The organism is Acinetobacter sp. YH12076 (genome assembly GCF_013419525.1).
GTDB classification, from domain to species: Bacteria; Pseudomonadota; Gammaproteobacteria; order Pseudomonadales; family Moraxellaceae; genus Acinetobacter; species Acinetobacter amyesii.
Genome location: NZ_VOZY01000002.1, coordinates 61,649 through 79,990, shown reverse-complemented (window position 1 = coordinate 79,990; position 18,342 = coordinate 61,649). Strand labels below are relative to the sequence as shown.

The following is an 18,342-nucleotide window of genomic DNA, read 5'->3' as shown; positions in this document are numbered from 1 at the left end:
GCTTACTCCACAAAACGGCCTTTGATGGCAAACAAACCTTGTGGACGTTTTCGAATAAACAAAATCACAAGAACCAGTAGAATAATTTTCGCTAAGACCGCACCCATGCCGATTTCCAGCACAGTGCCACTGACACCTAGACCTAAGGCAGCCAGTACTGCGCCCCATACTTGGCCCACACCACCCACCACAACCACCAAGAACGCATCAATAATATAGTTTTGACCTAGATCAGGACCGACATTGCCGACTTGTGCTAAGGCACAACCTGCCAGACCTGCAAGCCCCGAACCTAGGCCAAAAGCCATCATGTCAATGCGGCTAGAACGGATACCTACGGCCTGTGCCATTTGACGGTTTTGCGTCACGGCACGAACAAATAAACCAAAGCGAGTTTTATTCAGCAAGTAAACCAGCAACAACAGTACCGCAGCGGTAAAGCCAATAATGGCAATACGGTTATAAGGCAGCATCAGACTGGGTGTCACAGCAATGCCCCCTGACAGCCATGAAATATTTGACACCTCGACGTTCTGCGCACCAAAAACCATGCGCACCAATTGCATCAAAATTAAGCTCACACCAAAGGTGGCTAATAGTGTTTCCAATTGACGGCCATACAAGGGACGAATAACGGCACGTTCAATCAACATGCCAATCAAAGCGCTAACAAAAAACGCAGCAGGAATCGCGGCAATCAAGTACCAATCGACATAGCTACTGAGATAACTCTTAAACAGGCTTTGCACCACATAAGTGGTGTAGGCCCCGATCATGATCAGTTCACCATGCGCCATATTAATCACGCCTAGCAGGCCATACGTAATGGCTAAGCCCAACGCCGCCAGCAGTAAAATACTGGCCGTGCTCAGTCCGGAAAAGACATGTCCAGTCCATTCACTGGCCTGAATACGGGTTTTAATATTGCTCTTGGCTTCTGTCAGTGCGGCTTTTAACTCGGGATGCAGATTGGCTTGTTGTAATTCCTGCTCCACCATTGCCAACACATCGGGACGGTTAGAATCTTGCAGCACTTTAGCCGCCTGTATTTTTTGTAAAACATCAGGGTTTCGATAGTCCAAGCGTGCTTTGAGCTGCGCTAAACGGGCTTTAACTTTGTTATTTTTTTCATTTAAATACAATTGATTAATATTTTTAACATCCAACTCAGCCAAGTTATTTTCTAAAATATCGATCGCATCTAAACGCTGGTTTAGATCATCCGATTGCAGCTTTTCTTTCGCTTGAGCAAACGTTAAGGCTTTACGAAGGGTATTCACCAAAGTCACTTGAGATAAATCGGCAGGCCAATCCGTCACGGTTTGCAAATCAGGATAGCTCAATAATTTTTCGTCAGTTTCTAAAATATAGGTTTGACCGCTTTGACCACTATATAACTGGTCTTTTTCGACCAATGCGGCCAACTGATCTAAGGATTCAAGATCGCCCGGCCATTGATTCAGTAAACTACGTCGCTCGGTAAAACTCCCGCGAACAAATTGCTGAATGGCGTCACCTTGCTGCACAGATTGCACCATAGACACCACATCCGCTGTAGTTTCTGCATGCACGATTTGCAGACAGAATAATTGGCTTAGGAATAGAAAAAGGATCGGGAAATTGCGTAATTTTTTCATCTTATAAGCATCCCTATTGAGTAATAGAACAACCCCATACAGGGATCACATCAAAAAAGGCCTGCTACACAATAGCAACAGGCATTCGAATTGAATTATTTAGGGATGTACGGACTCCATGGCTCTGCAGCAATGGTTTTTGCCGTTTTGTGTACCACATCAAACTGACCATCGGCACGGATCTGACCAATCATGACTGGTTTATGCAAATGATGGTTCGACGCATCCATTTGCAAGGTATAGCCCGATGGCGCTTTAAATTCTTGGCCGGCCATAGCTTCACGCACTTTATCGACATCTGTGCTTCCTGCTTTTTCTACCGCTTGTTTCCACATATTGATGCCGACATAGGTAGCTTCCATCGGGTCATTGGTCACAAATTTATCGGCATTTGGCAGTTTGTATTCCACGGCATACTGCTTCATTTTGTTGGTGAATTCAGTATTCACTGGATTTTTCACTGACATGAAGTAGTTCCACGATGCCAAGTGTCCGACCAGCGGCTTGGTGTCGATACCGCGTAATTCCTCTTCACCTACAGAGAACGCCATCACTGGAATATCCGCAGCTTTGATGCCTTGGTTACCCAATTCACGATAGAACGGCACATTTGAATCGCCGTTAATGGTCGAGATCACAGCCGTCTTTTTCCCTGCCGCAAACTTCTTCACATTGCCCACAATGGTTTGATAGTTGCTATGACCAAATGGGGTATATTCTTCCATGATGTCTGCATCGGCAATGCCTTTCGACTTCAAGAATGCACGTAAGATTTTGTTGGTAGTGCGTGGGTAAACATAGTCCGTGCCCAACAGTACAAAGCGTTCTGCCTTACCGCCCTCTTCACTCATCAGGTATTCAATAGCAGGAATCGCTTGCTGATTCGGTGCAGCGCCTGTGTAGAAAATATTTTTAGACTGTTCCTGACCTTCATACTGAACAGGGTAGAACAATAAGCCATTTAATTCTTCAACCACGGGTAAAACCGACTTACGAGATACCGACGTCCAGCAACCAAAAATCACGGCTACTTTGTCTTGGGTAATCAACTGACGGGTTTTTTCCGCAAATAATGGCCAGTCCGATGCCGGATCAACCACCACAGGTTCTAGTTTTTTGCCCAATACCCCGCCATTGGCATTAATTTCATTAATCGCCATCAAGGCCGTATCTTTAAGAGAAGTTTCTGAGATCGCCATCGTGCCTGACAGCGAATGTAAGATCCCGACTTTAATAGTATCGCCACTTGCTGCAGCCGCTTTTGGTTCAGATGCAGCACTTTCTGTTTTTTCTTCTGCAGGTTTTGAACAGCCCGTTAAAGCAATCGCCCCAGTCATCGTTGCCGCTAAAATACTTTTACCAAATACATTGCGTTGAAACATTATTCACACTCCCAACCTAAGCTTGTAAGTCACATTTTTAAAATGCATTTGTTGTCTTTCATCACAACAGAGCAATTCAATAACTGTGCCAAGCCTTATTTTTTATTTGCATTGAGTGCTTTTATTAATTTTTAAACATTATTTTTCATATGGTTATATTCAAAAAACTTGCTTGTAATTTTTTATGGTTCGATCCAAACACCGTAAAATCACCACAAAGATGCATACAAACTTGTATCCAACATTTGACCTATAATTGAACAATTTTGCTACGTTTTTCAAAAAATACGGTGTTTTAGCACACAAATCATGCAGCTTTTCCTACATTTGAAGCAAAAAAAAACCACTTGCGTGGTTTTTTTCCTTATTGCCATTTTAAACCGCCAAATCGGCCAAATTACCCTTCTGTTCCAACCAATGCTTACGGTCTGAAGAGCGTTTTTTCGCCAATAATTTGTCGAGTAAACCTGAAGTAAACTGTACGTCATCCAAGTCCAGTTGCACTAAACGACGTGTATCGGGATCCATAGTCGTTTCACGCAACTGACTCGCGTTCATCTCACCCAAACCTTTGAATCGAGTAATTTGTGGATTTTTGGTTTTGCATTTTTTCAAAATGCTATTTAATTCTTCCTCATCCAGCGCGTAATGAACGTCTTTATTATCATCAATACGGAACAGTGGTGGCATTGCCACAAACAAATGCCCTTCTTCCACCAAAGTTGGGAAGTGTTTAACGAACAAAGCACAAAGCAACGTCGCAATATGTAGACCGTCTGAATCGGCATCGGCCAAGATGCAAATCTTGCCATAACGTAGTTCTGACAAATCATCACTGCCCGGATCTACACCAATCGCAATCGCAATATCATGTACTTCTTGCGATGCTAAAACTTCATCAGAAGACACTTCCCAAGTATTTAAAATCTTACCGCGGATCGGCATGATCGCTTGGAAGTTCTTATCACGTGCTTGCTTAGCAGAACCACCTGCAGAATCCCCTTCCACAATAAACAGTTCTGATTCTTCGAGGGTATGCCCCACACAGTCAGCCAGTTTACCCGGCAAAGCTGGACCTGAAACGATTTTCTTACGTTCAACTTTTTTCGCAGCTTTTAAACGGCGACCGGCCTTGGCAATCACCATTTCTGCCAGTTGCATAGCAATATCGGAATTTTGATTCAGCCACAGTGCAAAGGCATCTTTAGCAATATTTAACACCACACTAGAGGCTTCACGGCTTGAAAGTCGTTCTTTGGTCTGACCCGAAAATTGTGGCTCTTGGAATTTTAAAGACAGAATAAAGTTGACACCATCCCACACATCTTCGGCAGACAGCTTCATATTACGCGGCAACAAGTTACGTAATTCACAGAACTCACGAATCGCATCTGTCACACCTGAACGTAAACCGTTGACATGAGTACCGCCTTGCGCAGTTGGAATCAAATTGACATAACTTTCTTGAATCTGTTCGCCGCCTTCAACGTTCCAGCAAATGGCAAATTCAGCACTAGCACGTTCAGCTTCACCAGTCGCCACAAATGCAGGAACAGGAACGATGTCACGGTCTTGTAGCTCATCCATCAAATAGTCGACCAGACCATTTTCAAATTGCCATTCGATCTTTTCGTTGTTGATTTGATCGATATAAATAATCTGCAAGCCTGCAGCCAAAACAGCCTTGGCTTTTAAGTTGTGCTTTAAGGCTTTCAGCGCAAATTTAGGCGAATCAAAATATTTGGCTTCAGGCCAAAAATGCACGGTAGTACCCGTTGCACGTTTAGCGCATTTACCTTCCAACACCTCAAGCGGTGCCACAGGAACGCCATGTTCAAAGGCCATTTTATATAGATTGCCTTGACGCTGAACTTCCACTTCAACACGATCTGACAGTGCGTTCACCACCGAAATACCCACACCGTGTAAACCACCTGAAAATTGGTAGTTATCGGTACTGAACTTACCACCGGCATGTAATTTGGTCAGAATAATTTCAATCCCGCTTTGGCCATACTCAGGATGAATATCAACAGGCATACCGCGTCCATTGTCTTCTACCGACAAAGAACCATCTTTATAAACCGTCACAGTAATTTTGTTTGCATGACCTGCAAGCGCTTCATCGACGGAGTTATCTATCACTTCCTGTGCCAAATGGTTTGGTCGTGTAGTGTCTGTATACATACCCGGACGACGACGTACCGGATCTAGGCCAGATAAAACTTCAAGTGATTGAGCCGTATATTGCGTCACGTTGCAAAATTCCCTGCTTTTTGGTTAAAACATTTCTTCAAGCGCTACAGTATATGCTTTTTTATTAAAATGCATATCTCTTGCGATCAGCCGCCATTTTCTTAAACAATTTAAACGTCAAATGATGTCGTAACTGCCTATTTTTGTATGTTGAATCTAGCTTTTCAGCATTTGTATTGGATCATTTTATTTAGGCATATTTTTGACAGCATCAGATAAAAACTGCAAGAGCATCGGTATTTTTTCTGCAAAATCATCCATGCCATGCGTTCCACCCACCTCAGTGATCAGCATAGCCGTGCCGGCTTGAACCGCACTATAAAAACTAGTGGCATCACGATAATCCAAGGTTTCATCACCTTGTTGGAGCAAGACCAACAGTTGATCTGCATTTTCAACCTTAGATACAGCCAAAGCCTGCATTTGATTGAGCTGTGCATCATCCAAGCACCACGTTTCAGTCACCTGATAAGGCAATGCCGTGTCGCCAAATAAATCACGAAATAATTGCCATGGATAGACCGCAGGATTGATGAGTACCGCAGGAATGTGATGGCGTGCCATCAACTGCGTCGCATAAAAGCCACCTAAACTGCTACCGACCAAAACCACATTATCCAAACCTTCAATCAGCTCTGACATCTGCTGCATTACCTGTAGCGGTGGCATATTCAAATCTGGCAAATGCACGTGCACCCCATTTAAGTCTGCGCAATGGCGCCGCAGTATCTGTCCTTTCACTGAATTTGAGTTACTTTGAAAACCATGCAAATACACAATATTCATCATTTTGATTCCAAATTGATCTTTAAATTGCTTTAAAAGTGGCATATAAGTGCTAACTGCGTCACATTTTCTAAATTTGAATTTTTAGTAAAATTGTCAGACAAAAGGCATTCACCGACAGGTCTGTTATCGGTATTGTAAAAGCTGTTCGTGAGGATTTTATAAAATAAACAATGAAACTTCAGGCTATTCCAGTAATAAATACAATCGAGGGATAGCATTGAATGTAAGGATAGGAACATTATGCCTAGCTTAACACCATTGCATGAAACCTATTGTAAATGGGACCGCACGCCACCCAGTCAAGCAGATGTGCTGGAAGGTTTGGCACAACTCGTGACAATGCGTTTTAGTGATGTCGTGCATGACTTGATCAAAAACATTCAACGTGAAATTTTAATCAGTATTTTTGGAATGAGCGAACAAGGCTCGAAAGCCTTTCATAAGCAGCCGACCATTGCACGGATTTACGAATTTTCTTACAACACTTTTTTCAATTATGGCAATTATTTACTTGCACCAACGCTGCGTAGCATTATTGAAAAATTCCCACGCTTACACGACAAACCCCTCACCCCGTCTTTACATTTTTTAGTGGGCGCACTGAATGGGGTCTTGGGCGACTATTTACTGAAATATCACAACCCGATGGCCTTACCGATGGTGGTTTACGACCATTATGGTGCGGTACAAAAAGGCGAATTAAACGGTCGTATTACCCTGTTAATTCATGGGCTGTGCATGAATCATCTGTCATGGTCGACAGCCAAATATGGCGGCATTGGTGAAAAATTACTGTCACAACGTGACCACAACACCATGCTGTATTTAAATTACAACACGGGTCGTCGTATCTCGACCAATGGTCGCAGCCTTGCCAATACATTAGAAGATTTGGTCCGTCGCAACCCGGGTATTACCAGTATCGACTTAATTGGTCATAGTATGGGGGGCTTAGTGTCCCGTAGTGCCATTTTTTATGGCAAACAAAATATGTATCAATGGATTCATCAAGTCGAAAATCTAGTCTGCTTGGGCTCACCACATCATGGTGCTGTGCTTGAACGTATCGGATTTCATCTGCAAGATCAATTGGGGCGTTTCCCCTTGGTCAAAATCGTGGGCCACGTGGTGAATATTCGCAGTAACGGCATTTTAGATTTGCGCTATGGCAGCGTGCGTGATGACGATTGGGAACATAATGATGTTCGTATTGGGCTCATGGATGACAACCGTAAACCTGCCCCGATTCCATCGCATATCAATACTTACCTCGTGGCAGGGACCATCGAATATGAACATCGTCGCAATAAAACGCGACATGTGATTGGAGATTACTTGGTCAGTGTGAAAAGTGCGTTAGGAGAACACCCAAATGCACGGTATCAACTGAAAGTGCCAGATTCACATAAAGCAATTTTTTATGGCTTGAACCATTTTGAAATTCAGCATCATCCGCAAGTGGCTGAGCAAATCGTGCATTGGTTCTATCCAAATAATGACGATAAAGCTTGTGATCATATCTATGAATTTATGATGGACTTGGAAAGTGTGGAAGGCATTGCCCTAACCTAACGTACCCCCCATTGAGACTCATAAAAAAAAGCCCTCAACTGAGGGCTTTTTTATGTATCACTAAATTAAAATTTATCACGTAAACGTGGCACTGGTCTGCTTGGGTATTTACGTAATAACTGCCAAAGGCTAAGCAAAGTTAAGACCGCAAAAAACACCAATGACCAAACCGGTAAAGATTGTCCCAAGAAGGTCCAATCCACTTTGGCACACTCACCAGAGCCTGTCAGCACTTGCTCAAAGACCGATTTTAACGGCAGCGTTTCTACCCAATAATCCAGTCCTGGGCCACAGCTCGGTACTTTGTCTGGCGGTAAGTTTTGCAGCCAAATATGACGCGCAGCCACCCCAGCAGACCAAAGAATTGATAGTGTCCCCAACAATGCGTAAATGCGTTTACCCCAATTCGATGCTGGATTGTGAATCAATGCAATCAATGAAATGATGCCGAGTCCAATCAAACCAATACGTTGGAATACGCACAACGGACAAGGTTCTAAGCCTTGTACATGTTCTAAAAACAGCGCAAAAGACATACCGATCACGCTGGCTAAAAACAACAAACCACTCACGAAGCGGAAACTCCATTTCATGGTAAATCCTCTTAAAATTTTTTATCTAAAGTTTTTCAAATATTCTTCAAAACTCAAGGTACAGTCTTGCTCAAGTTCAGCCTGTTTTTCTAAAGACTGCTCAGCAGCTTGTGCAAAATATGCAGCAGCTTCAGGGCTCAAGACATGCTGTTCATACACTTCAGCATGTTGTAAGGCCATAAAGCTACCAAAGCCCCAAGTTCCACCTTGTTCTAAAGTATCGCTAATCATACGTGCCGACAATGTTTCATCGACTTCATCAATGCGTGATTGCATCACAGCCATTGCCTGAGTGTAAATATTTGTATTGTAAGAATCATCTAGCAATTCAGCCAACGGTTGCATCGCAGCAACATGTGTACGACACCATGTTTCAATTGGAATCGCTTGCCCTTGCTGTAAAATCACTGCATTTGGGGCACGACCACGGTTCACTACTTCCGCCTGATTTTTCTCAATTTCATTTTGTTCGGCATCTAACAACGCTGGACTGTTTTGCAATAAACAGTACAAAGCCACCACTTCGAGCAAGCCTGCCGTGTCTTCATTGATCCCAATCGGGCTATAAGGATTGACGTCTACCGCGCGTAATTCAACATAACCTACGCCACGATTTTGCAGGGCTTCAGACGGTGTTTCACCATCCTGTGGCACTTGTTTCGGACGAACCAAACTGTAGTATTCATTTTCAATTTGCAACACATGGTCATTAATTTGAATCGGTTCACCCTGTTCATCATTTAAACCTAAATGACTAAATGCAGCATACGGGGTATGCACCGCTTTTTGCAAACCTTCCAAATACGCCTGAATGTCGTTGTAGTGAATCCCTAACTGTTTTTGTGCTGAATTTTGATAGCCAAAATTTCCCATACGCAGCGCCGTGGCATAGGGTAAAAATAGCGTGCCTTTTAAGAGCGGTAACAGCTGATGTTCACGTCCAGTCATAAAACATTTACACACCGACGGACTCGCCCCAACCAAAAACATCACCAATGGCGTTAAACGAATAAAATTACGGATCAGGCCGAAATAACGATGACTGCGATAATCCTGTAAGCTCAATGCCTTGAGGGCGTCGTCAGTTTCATGCTGTTGAAGTGCTTCAAAGAAATGATCTGGGAAGGATAAATTATAATGCACCCCTGAAATGGTCTGCATCCGGCGACCATAACGCACCCCTAAACCACGACGGTACAAGGTTTTAAAGCGCCCAATATTCGAGCTGCCATATTGCGCTAAACGAATACTGTCTTCGTCTTTATCCAACATGCATGGCATCGACAACGGCCAAAGTTTTTCACCATGTTCCAAATGCGTATGCGCAACAGCATGAATATCTTGCAGATAGTTCAACGCCTCTGTAATAGTTTCTTTTGGTGGCGTGATAAATTCCATTAAAGCTTCAGAATAGTCTGTCGTAATATGCGGATGAGTCAATGCCGCACCCAAGGCTTGGGGATGGTCGGCCTGAGACAAGAAACCGTTGCTTTGCATACGTAAGCTTTCACGCTCAATACCGCGCAACATTCCTTTAATCAGCGAAGAATCTACCCAAGTCGGTAAAATGTCTTGAGAGGTCGATTCGGGTTGACTCATTGCTATCTCGCTTAAATGGAAGAAACTACTAAAATAAAATCATCAGTTTATATCAGTATAACGCGATTTGAAGTGGGCATATGACCCACTGTATAGTTTTGAGACAAACCGTGATTTTATTTTGGCAATTTTTTATCACAAACTTACTCTATATGACATTTGAAATTTGTGATTTTATAAACAAATATATGCTAATAATGCTTAAAACTTATGAATTATCAAGATATTCTCGAATTTTGGTTTAACCCAGAAAATCAGCCTAATTGGTTCGCTAAAAGCAATAATTTTGATGTTTTAATCGAAAAAAAGTTTAAAGACATCCATCAAGCGGCCAGTCAAGCAGAACTGTGGCAATGGCGTACTACTGCCGAAGGTCGATTGGCTGAAATTATTGTTTTAGATCAATTTTCTAGAAATTTATTCCGTGACTCTGGCTTGGCTTTTGCCCAAGATGCACTGGCTTTGGCGCTTGCACAAGAAGCCATCGCGCAGGGTTTAGATCTACAATTAAGCCCTGAACAGCGCTCATTTTTATATATGCCCTTTATGCATAGCGAATCGACAAAAATCCATCAAAGCGCGTTAAAATTATTTGAGCAACTGGGCAATCCGATCAACTTAGAATTTGAGAAAAAGCATAAAGTGATTATCGATCGATTTGGACGTTACCCGCATCGCAATGCGGTATTGGGCAGAACATCTACAGCAGAGGAATTGGAATTTTTAACTCAGCCCAATTCTAGCTTTTAATTGACGGCTATTGGCCAGTATCTCCCCTTGCCATGAACCGATTAAACAGGAGTATGCGCATGAACAAACTCATTATCGCAGCAGCCATAACCGCAGCACTCGGTTTAACTGGCTGTGCCACAACCCCATCAAAACCTTTGACCTTTGAACAACTCGGTCAATATTCTGCGACACCATTAAATGCTCAAAGCTATCGGATTAGCTTCCAAGCTAGACCCAATATGAGCTATGGTACTGCCGAAGAAATCACCTTGGTTAAAGCCGCTCAAACCACCCTACACAATGGCTTTCAATATTTTAAAGTCATGGATGACCCGAGTAATCGGAGTCAAAAACCGCCGCGCCAAGCGGTGATTTACCCAGACCCAATGCCTTATCCATATGGCTATTACCGTCGCCATCCTGGTTTTTGGCCAGGCCCGTTTTATGACGTTCCACAGGTGGTCACACTCGATCCAACTCAAGTTTCCTACAGTATTACTTGCTATAAAGATCGTGCCAAAGCCCCTCAGGATGCCTTTGATGCTCGCTTGATTTTGCAATCACTCGGGGCTAAATATGGTTTAGACAGCCAAGGAAATCCTTTACCTGTAGCCGCTGAGCCTACCGCCAAATAAGTCAACCCATAGAGACCCGATCATTGATGAACCCAACTGAACAGCCCGCTGTTTCACCCAATCTGCAACGCAGTAAACGCTTCGCCACCATTGCTTTGGTCGTGGCGGTGCTGGCGTGGATTGCATTGATGATCGCAGCTAAATTACTGCCCGAATATGTTTGGCTCATTCATATTTTGATGCTTTCAGCAGAAGCGGGAGTGGTTGGTGGTTTGGCAGACTGGTATGCGATAACCGTTTTATTTCGCAATCCCTTTGGTCGGATTCCGATTCCTAAATTTTTACGTGACCACACAGAAATTATTCCTCGTAATAAAGCACGCATTGCCGAGTCGATGGGCCGCTTTGTTCAGGAGAATTTTCTTTCACCACAAGTGGTTGAAAAAAGCTTAGCGGAGACGGATCTCTCTCTTGCCGTCGGGAAATGGTTGGCCAATCCGCACAATAATGCTCAAGTGACCCAAGTCATTCAGCAAACGGTACCGAAAATTTTCGAATTTGTCGGTCAGGAACAAATTGGACGCTTTATCCAAAATAACAGCGTGCAATGGGTGCGCAATACGCAAGTCAACCATCTAGCCAGTGAAATGCTGCGGGCAGTTTTAGAAAATGATTTCCATCAAGATGTCCTGCAACGTGGACTGGATTTAGCCCATGATTGGATGCTACAACACCCTGAACAAACCCGTGATTTGTCGCGTCAGTTGTTTAAAGAACTTGGGGTTTGGAAGCTCGCCAAAGGTGCGAGCTGGATTGGTATTGATGTACAGCAGCGCACCATTGATTCACTGGTCAGTCGTGTCGAGTCCATGCTTGCCGACCATGAACACCCGTGGCGTCGAAAAATTGAAGAAATGGCACAGCAACTCATGCATGAGTTGGCAGACAATCAAAGTGTAGCCAGCCAACGTTTGAATAGCACCAAAGACGCCATGCTCGATAGTCCACAAATGTTGAATTTTATCAGTGGCGCAGTGGTGATTTTATGCGATGCCATTCGTTCTGATTTAGAAAAGCCCAACTCTGGCATTGCACAAAACCTACGCGTCGCCATTCAACAAGTGGGCGAAAATATTGTCTCTAACGTTGCTGTACGCCAATTGCTGAATGAAAAAATGAGTGATATTGCCATCAATCTCTCCGATCAATATAGCGAAAAAGTCATTCGGTTTATCAGTGAACGTATACATGAATGGGATTCACGTGAAATGATCGATAAGATCGAAAACGAAGTCGGTGGCGACTTGCATATGATTCGAGTCAATGGTGTCGTGGTCGGTGGTTTTATTGGCCTCGCACTGGGGATTATTCGTGCCTGTGTAGAATGGCTGCTTTAGCCGCCTGCAGCAGTCCTCCTCAAAGGAGATTGGCCGCAGGTTTGAGCTTTATGCGTAGAACCGTTAAACTTTGCCGATCCGAAAATTTAATAGAACAATAAAATCTATGCATTTACCTGCCATCTATACACTACCATTCATTCTAATCATCAGTAGCTTAAGCGCTTGCCAGACCATTTCCAAAACCAGTAGCACAGTCAGCGACAAAGTGATGGGCATGCTCGGTAAAGAAAAAGCCCCTGAAATCGATAAAAAAGGCACTGTCGATATCAGCAAAAGTACCCAACAACAGTTAGAAACCCTACTGACCAATATGCCGAAAAATCAGTGGATCTATATTGAAAATGATCAACAAGGCACATCTACCCTCAAAAATAAATCGGCAGATAATTTCACTTTGAGCTTCAAATTAAATTGCAAAATCAGCACTCAGCGCCCAACTTTCAGTATAAGCAACGCGGATGGCCAAGAGATCCTAAAAGCACATGATACAAATGTGGGGCAAATTCAAATTCTGCTCGACAATAAAAACTTTGGAAATCCGTTTGAGACAGCCCATCAGCAAAAGTTCCAAAGCTTTAAAACCGCTGTCGCTCAGGCCAAAGTCATTAAAGTGTTTAATTCCTCAAAACTCTATACCTTTCAAAACAACAAAGCCGAATTACTCTCTAAAGCAGTAAGTTGTCGCGATAGCCTATAAATATTTAAAGCGAAATGCAGTAAGTCACCGTTTTACTCAACTGTGACTTACATGCAGGCTTATTTTGCAGGTGGCTGTGGCCCTGACATATCGACCAACAGGCCTGTAAATTTTCGAACAAACGGCAATAAAATCAGCACAATGGGAAAAGCAATAGCCCAAGAAATCATCCAATTATGCAGCCATAGAGTCAGAAATCCCTCAAACCACCCTAAATTTCTGAGCATATTAATAAACGAAATAATACCGCTCATGAGACAGGATAAAATAAACGGCACGATAATCAGCGCCCAGCGTGCAGCTAACTTCGGCACATTGCCAAAAATTTTAGGGGTGGGTTGTGACATGTCCATATACTCAAGCAGTGATCCTGAATCGCTAAACTACTTATATCGTTTTACTTCGATATAAGCAATGCTTCACTTTTATCGAATATTTTTTATTCGCAACAAATGGGTTCACCTAAAGAGCCTGAAATTTGCTATATTTACCGTTTTTCTGCGACATTTATTTTTCGACTGATTATGAATACGGCAATACAAGCAGCGCTCGATCATGCAGTGCAATCCCTTCAAGCTGAAGGTGTACTCCCAACTGACTGGAACAATACTAGCAATTTGACCCGAACCAAAGACCGAAGCCACGGTGACTTTGCGTCAAACATTGCCATGATTGCCTCTAAAGCTGCAGGTATGAAGCCGCGTGATTTAGCCGAAAAAATTCTGGCAAATCTTCCAGAAGTCGCAGATATCAGCAAAGCAGAAATTGCAGGTCCTGGCTTTATTAACTTCTTTTTAAATGCTGACCAACGTTTTGCTGTCTTAGACCAAATTCAAGCTCAGAAAGATCAGTTCGGTCGCACACAGGCCAATGCTGAAAAACGTGTTCAAGTGGAATTCGTTTCAGCCAACCCGACATCTAGCCTACACGTTGGCCATGGTCGTGGTGCAGCTTACGGTATGACCGTTGCCAATCTTCTTGAGGCAACAGGTGCCAAAGTTGACCGTGAATACTATGTCAACGATGCTGGCCGTCAAATGGATATCTTGGCAACATCAACTTACTTGCGTTATTTAGAGTTGACCGGTCAACAACTGGTCTTCCCTAAAAATGCATACCAAGGCGACTACGTTAAAGAAATCGCACAAAGCATTATCGACAAAGATGGCGATGCTTATGTACGCCCTGTTGCCGACATCTACAAAGATGTTCCTGAAGATGTGCAATATGCTGCTGAACTCGATAGCGAAGGCAATAAAGTCGTTGTTTCAGGCGATAAAGAAAAACACATTGATGGTTTGATTCATAATTCACAAAACCATTTGGCTGTGGGTTACCGTGTGTTCCATCAAGCTGCGCTGAAAGCCATTCTTGATGACATTAAAGATGACCTCGGTGAATTTGGCGTGACTTTCAATCAATGGTTCAGCGAAGCAACCTTGACTGAAAAAATTGATGAAGCATTACAAATGCTCGATCAACGTGGTTTCTTATACGAAAAAGATGGCAACATCTGGTTCAAATCAACTGATTTTGGTGATGAAAAAGACCGTGTTGTGAAACGTCGTAATGGTCAAACTACATACTTCGCATCCGACATTGCTTATCACTTAAATAAACTACAACGCGGCTATACCGATATCATTGATATTTGGGGTTCAGACCACCACGGTTATATTGCACGTGTGAAAGCAGCGATTGATGCGCTTGGCTATGATTCTAAAAAATTGACGGTGCTTTTGGTTCAATTTGTGAGCCTATGGCGTGGCGGCGAGATGGTTCAAATGTCATCTCGTTCAGGTCAATTCGTGACTTTACGCGACTTACGTAAAGAAGTAGGCAACGATGCTGCTCGTTTCTACTATGTCATGCGTAAATCAGAACAACACATTGACTTCGACTTAGACCTTGCTGTGTCTCAAAGCAAAGACAATGCGGTGTACTACATCCAATACGCACACGCACGTATCTGCCGTATGCTCGAAAAAGCCGCTGCGACAGACGTTCAATTCTCTGCTGAAGCTGCACGTCAATTTGCAGCTAAACTTGAGTTAGAAGCTGAAACTGAAGTTCTTGCTAAACTTGCGGCTTACCCTGAAATTGTGGTTCGTGCAGCAAACAGCTATGAACCACACCAAGTGGGTAACTACTTGAAAGAATTAGCGGCGTTGTTCCATGGTTGGTACAACGAAAATAAAGTCTTGGGTGATGATGCAGAACTGACTCAAGCGCGCTTATTACTGTCTGTAAACGTACAGCAAGTTTTACGCAATGGTCTTGAATTATTGGGTGTGAGTGCGCCTGAATCAATGTAAGCCATTCTTAGTATACGTTAGAATCCGTCCATGTATGAACCATATACATTGACGCCTATACAGGCTCTTTATGAGCCTGTATTTTCATGGATATTCAGTCATCTTTTAATGAAAACTTGAAGATATTGAAATTGTGAAAATTAAACATAAACAGCATGACAGTCATGTAATATATAATAATCAGAACTTGGTTTTGGGTCAGTTCCCACTAGGTTCGTAACAATTACAATTAAAGAGGTTTCCTCGTGTTTGGAAAAACGCAACGCGGTGTATCAGAGCGGCCAAATCAGCCTAAAAAACCATTGATTCCTGCATGGTTAGGTACACTTGTGATCATTTTAATCGTGTTGAGTTTCTTGGTGGCCTTGATGTTATGGAAACCATGGGAGCCGGTAAAACCGAAAGGTCAAATTACCTCTGAACACTACCAAGAAGAAACCAATAAAGATTACCGTTTTTATGATCTGTTGCCTCAGCAACAAGTCACCCCGATTCCAGATCAAGCTGTGCCTGAAACAGATACCAAAGAAACCGTGGTGATCGTTGAAGCACCTGAAACGGCTACCACTGCACCGACTGAGCCGGGTATTGAAGCCACAGAAACAACACCTGCCCCTGCAAGCTATATTTTGCAAGTGCGTAGCTATGATGACCCTGACCAAGCCGATGCCCGTCGTGCAGAAATTATTTTAAATGGCTTATCTGCCGATGTGATCCAAAGTAATGAAAATGGCAAAGTTTGGTATCGCGTCGTGTCTGGCCCCTATGATTCACAAGAAGCTGCTGTGATTGCACAGCAAACTTTACGTCATAGCAGTATCGACTCGATTGTCGTAAAACGCTAAATTTTGCAATTAAAAAAAGCGCCTGATGGCGCTTTTTTTTATTCATTCCTTCAATAAAGGGAGGTTAGAAGGGATTCTTTTTTGAATACATCAGCTTAGCTCAAAAACCTCTCCCTAACCCTCTCCTAAAAGGAGAGGGAATTGCTTAAATGGTATGCCCTATAGCTTCGCCCATCACCACAGACGAGTTGGCTTTAAAGGTCGCATCCCATTGCATTTTGTTTTCTTCAAACAACACTACCGCTGTTGAACCTAAATAGAAACGGCCCAATTCTGCACCTTTTTCTAAAAATAAATCGTGTTGATTCAGTTCCAAACGCCCTGTAGGTTTAACTTTACCTGTAGCCACGGTTTCAATACCTGCCACGATCATTGCGCCCACTAATACAACCGCCATACGACCGACTTCTGTATCAAATAAGCAGACCATACGTTCATTACGGGCAAATAAACCCGGAATATTTTCAGCAGTGGTCTGGTTTACTGAGAACAATTCACCCGGTACATACAGGGTTTCTGTCAATGTTCCTGCAAATGGCATATGTACACGGTGGTAGTCTTTTGGTGACAAATAAACCGTAGCAAACTGCCCATTTTTAAACGGCTCTGCCAATTGTGGATCGGCAATCAGGTTTTCAACGGTGAACTTCTGCCCTTTGGCCTGAAATACGTCACCATTTTCAATTTTACCTAGTTGTGAAATCGCACCATCTGCGGGTGAAACAACACTGTTGGCATTTGCATCAACTACACGTACGCCTTCTTTTAAAGAACGAGTGAAAAATTCATTGAATGATTTAAATTTCAGGGCATTACTTTGCTCAGCAATCGACATGTCGATGCCATACTGTGCTTTAAATGCGGTAATCACAGCATTTTTCACCACAGGGTTTTCGCTTGCAGCCAATTTACCGACGATACGTGATAATTTGTGCTGTGGAACAACACGCTGAGCTTGAATAAAAATTTGTTTTTTTAACTGAGATGTAAGGCTCAAGACGGCAACTCTCCGGTGATCACAGGACTATCGAGTCGGTTGCCCCACTCGCTCCACGCACCATCGTAAGCTCGAATATTCCAACCGAGTAAACGTCCTAGTATATAAGCTAGGCCCGACCGATGATGGGACTGACAATATACCACCACAGGTTCGTTTAAATTGAATCCCAATTGTTCTAAGCGTTGTTGTGTGCGTTCTAAAGGATGCAATTTTAAATGATTTTCTCGGTTAAGGGCAGTACTCCATTCGAAATGTCGTGCCCCCGGAATGTGACCGCCGCGTCGCGCTGCTAAACGTAAGCCTGTATATTCATCTTCGGTACGGCAGTCCCATACTTGGATCTGCTCCTGCTGCACACGAGCCAATAGCTCATCATAATCTGTTTGATACTGAGCACGCGCCTCCGCACTTACTTCAACCAATGGGCTCACGGGTTCAAATTGCTCAATTTCAGACGAGGTCGGTAAGCCTGCCCCAAGCCAAGCATGGATGCCACCATTGAGGAGACTGGTATTTTCAAAACCGAGGCAATGTAAGTTCCAAATCAGTCGACCAGCCCATGCCCCACCTTCATCGTCATACACTACTACATGATGTTCTGGACTGATATTCAGATAGCTGATGAGCTGTTCTAAACCGGCTTGGTCAGGTAAAAGCCCCATCGCTTGTTCTTCTTGGCGCACTAACAGTTTCGGCTGCACATGCAGTGCATGTGGAATATGCAATTGGTCATAAACCGAACGACGACTCAAATCGACGATCCGTAGTTTTTCATTACCAAGATGTGGAACCAATTCTTCCGCTTCAATCAGCAGACCAAAATTCAGTGTAGATGCTGTCATCGTTGTTCGTGTTGTATTTTGTGCGATTAAATTCGATCTTAGCATAAGTCATTTTCACTATTATTCTGAATTTTTGCATTCCTTTAGCAATATTTTAGATATAAAAAA

At 43.2% G+C, this 18,342-nt stretch carries 16 protein-coding genes; 7 read left to right on the top strand and 9 right to left on the bottom strand.

Annotation, left to right across the window (positions count from 1 at the left end; all coding sequences use genetic code 11):
* Positions 1 to 2: 2 nt before the first annotated feature.
* From urtB to FTU22_RS01865, 4 genes are all read right to left on the bottom strand, one after another.
* On the bottom strand, positions 3 to 1,637 hold the full coding sequence (gene urtB, locus FTU22_RS01880; RefSeq protein WP_180092685.1) for an urea ABC transporter permease subunit UrtB: 1,635 nt from the start codon (positions 1,635 to 1,637) through the stop codon (positions 3 to 5).
* 95 nt (positions 1,638 to 1,732) lie between these two features.
* A complete protein-coding gene (gene urtA, locus FTU22_RS01875; protein WP_180092682.1) occupies positions 1,733 to 3,019 on the bottom strand; it encodes an urea ABC transporter substrate-binding protein in 1,287 nt (428 codons plus the stop codon).
* 375 nt (positions 3,020 to 3,394) lie between these two features.
* Entirely contained in the window at positions 3,395 to 5,275 is a 1,881-nt protein-coding gene (parE, locus tag FTU22_RS01870; protein WP_180084453.1) for a DNA topoisomerase IV subunit B, read from the bottom strand.
* 186 nt (positions 5,276 to 5,461) lie between these two features.
* Positions 5,462 to 6,061, bottom strand: a complete 600-nt coding sequence (locus FTU22_RS01865) for a YqiA/YcfP family alpha/beta fold hydrolase (protein ID WP_180092930.1) — start codon at positions 6,059 to 6,061, stop codon at positions 5,462 to 5,464.
* Positions 6,062 to 6,304: 243 nt separating this feature from the next.
* Here FTU22_RS01865 and FTU22_RS01860 point away from each other — a divergent pair, with 243 nt between their 5' ends.
* Positions 6,305 to 7,636 carry an alpha/beta hydrolase gene (locus FTU22_RS01860; protein WP_078193243.1) on the top strand — a complete coding sequence of 444 codons (1,332 nt, stop codon included), beginning with the start codon at positions 6,305 to 6,307 and terminating at the stop codon, positions 7,634 to 7,636.
* Positions 7,637 to 7,701: 65 nt separating this feature from the next.
* Here the strand turns inward: FTU22_RS01860 and FTU22_RS01855 are convergent, their stop codons facing one another.
* Positions 7,702 to 8,229, bottom strand: coding sequence for a disulfide bond formation protein B (locus tag FTU22_RS01855; protein WP_180073350.1), 528 nt, complete (start codon positions 8,227 to 8,229; stop codon positions 7,702 to 7,704).
* A gap of 21 nt (positions 8,230 to 8,250) precedes the next feature.
* The gene (gene gshA / locus FTU22_RS01850) at positions 8,251 to 9,828 is read right to left on the bottom strand and encodes a glutamate--cysteine ligase (RefSeq protein WP_180092679.1); all 1,578 of its coding nucleotides are present in this window, start codon (positions 9,826 to 9,828) and stop codon (positions 8,251 to 8,253) included.
* 210 nt (positions 9,829 to 10,038) lie between these two features.
* Between gshA and FTU22_RS01845 the strand changes: the two genes are divergently transcribed.
* From FTU22_RS01845 to FTU22_RS01830, 4 genes are all read left to right on the top strand, one after another.
* A complete protein-coding gene (locus FTU22_RS01845) occupies positions 10,039 to 10,578 on the top strand; it encodes a DUF924 family protein (RefSeq protein ID WP_078190604.1) in 540 nt (179 codons plus the stop codon).
* A 59-nt stretch (positions 10,579 to 10,637) separates the two neighbouring features.
* Positions 10,638 to 11,195: a hypothetical protein gene (locus FTU22_RS01840; RefSeq protein WP_180092677.1), complete on the top strand. Its 558-nt coding sequence runs from the start codon at positions 10,638 to 10,640 to the stop codon at positions 11,193 to 11,195.
* A 26-nt stretch (positions 11,196 to 11,221) separates the two neighbouring features.
* Complete coding sequence (locus FTU22_RS01835) at positions 11,222 to 12,532, top strand: DUF445 domain-containing protein (protein ID WP_180092927.1); 1,311 nt, start codon at positions 11,222 to 11,224, stop codon at positions 12,530 to 12,532.
* A gap of 106 nt (positions 12,533 to 12,638) precedes the next feature.
* A complete protein-coding gene (locus FTU22_RS01830; protein WP_180073348.1) occupies positions 12,639 to 13,232 on the top strand; it encodes a hypothetical protein in 594 nt (197 codons plus the stop codon).
* Positions 13,233 to 13,291: 59 nt separating this feature from the next.
* Here FTU22_RS01830 and FTU22_RS01825 read toward each other — a convergent pair whose 3' ends face one another.
* A complete protein-coding gene (locus FTU22_RS01825; RefSeq protein WP_372491143.1) occupies positions 13,292 to 13,579 on the bottom strand; it encodes a DUF2798 domain-containing protein in 288 nt (95 codons plus the stop codon).
* Positions 13,580 to 13,756: 177 nt separating this feature from the next.
* Between FTU22_RS01825 and argS the strand changes: the two genes are divergently transcribed.
* Both argS and FTU22_RS01815 read left to right on the top strand, forming a co-directional pair.
* Complete coding sequence (argS, locus tag FTU22_RS01820) at positions 13,757 to 15,547, top strand: arginine--tRNA ligase (RefSeq protein WP_180092675.1); 1,791 nt, start codon at positions 13,757 to 13,759, stop codon at positions 15,545 to 15,547.
* Between the two features lie 245 nt (positions 15,548 to 15,792).
* A complete protein-coding gene (locus FTU22_RS01815; RefSeq protein WP_180041413.1) occupies positions 15,793 to 16,392 on the top strand; it encodes an SPOR domain-containing protein in 600 nt (199 codons plus the stop codon).
* A gap of 145 nt (positions 16,393 to 16,537) precedes the next feature.
* On the opposite strand, the gene asd is transcribed toward FTU22_RS01815, so the two are convergent.
* Positions 16,538 to 17,389, bottom strand: a complete 852-nt coding sequence (gene asd, locus FTU22_RS01810; protein WP_180092672.1) for an archaetidylserine decarboxylase — start codon at positions 17,387 to 17,389, stop codon at positions 16,538 to 16,540.
* On the bottom strand, positions 17,386 to 18,234 hold the full coding sequence (locus tag FTU22_RS01805; RefSeq protein ID WP_180008663.1) for a sulfurtransferase: 849 nt from the start codon (positions 18,232 to 18,234) through the stop codon (positions 17,386 to 17,388). Before FTU22_RS01805 ends, asd begins: the two co-directional genes overlap by 4 nt.
* Positions 18,235 to 18,342 lie beyond the last annotated feature (108 nt).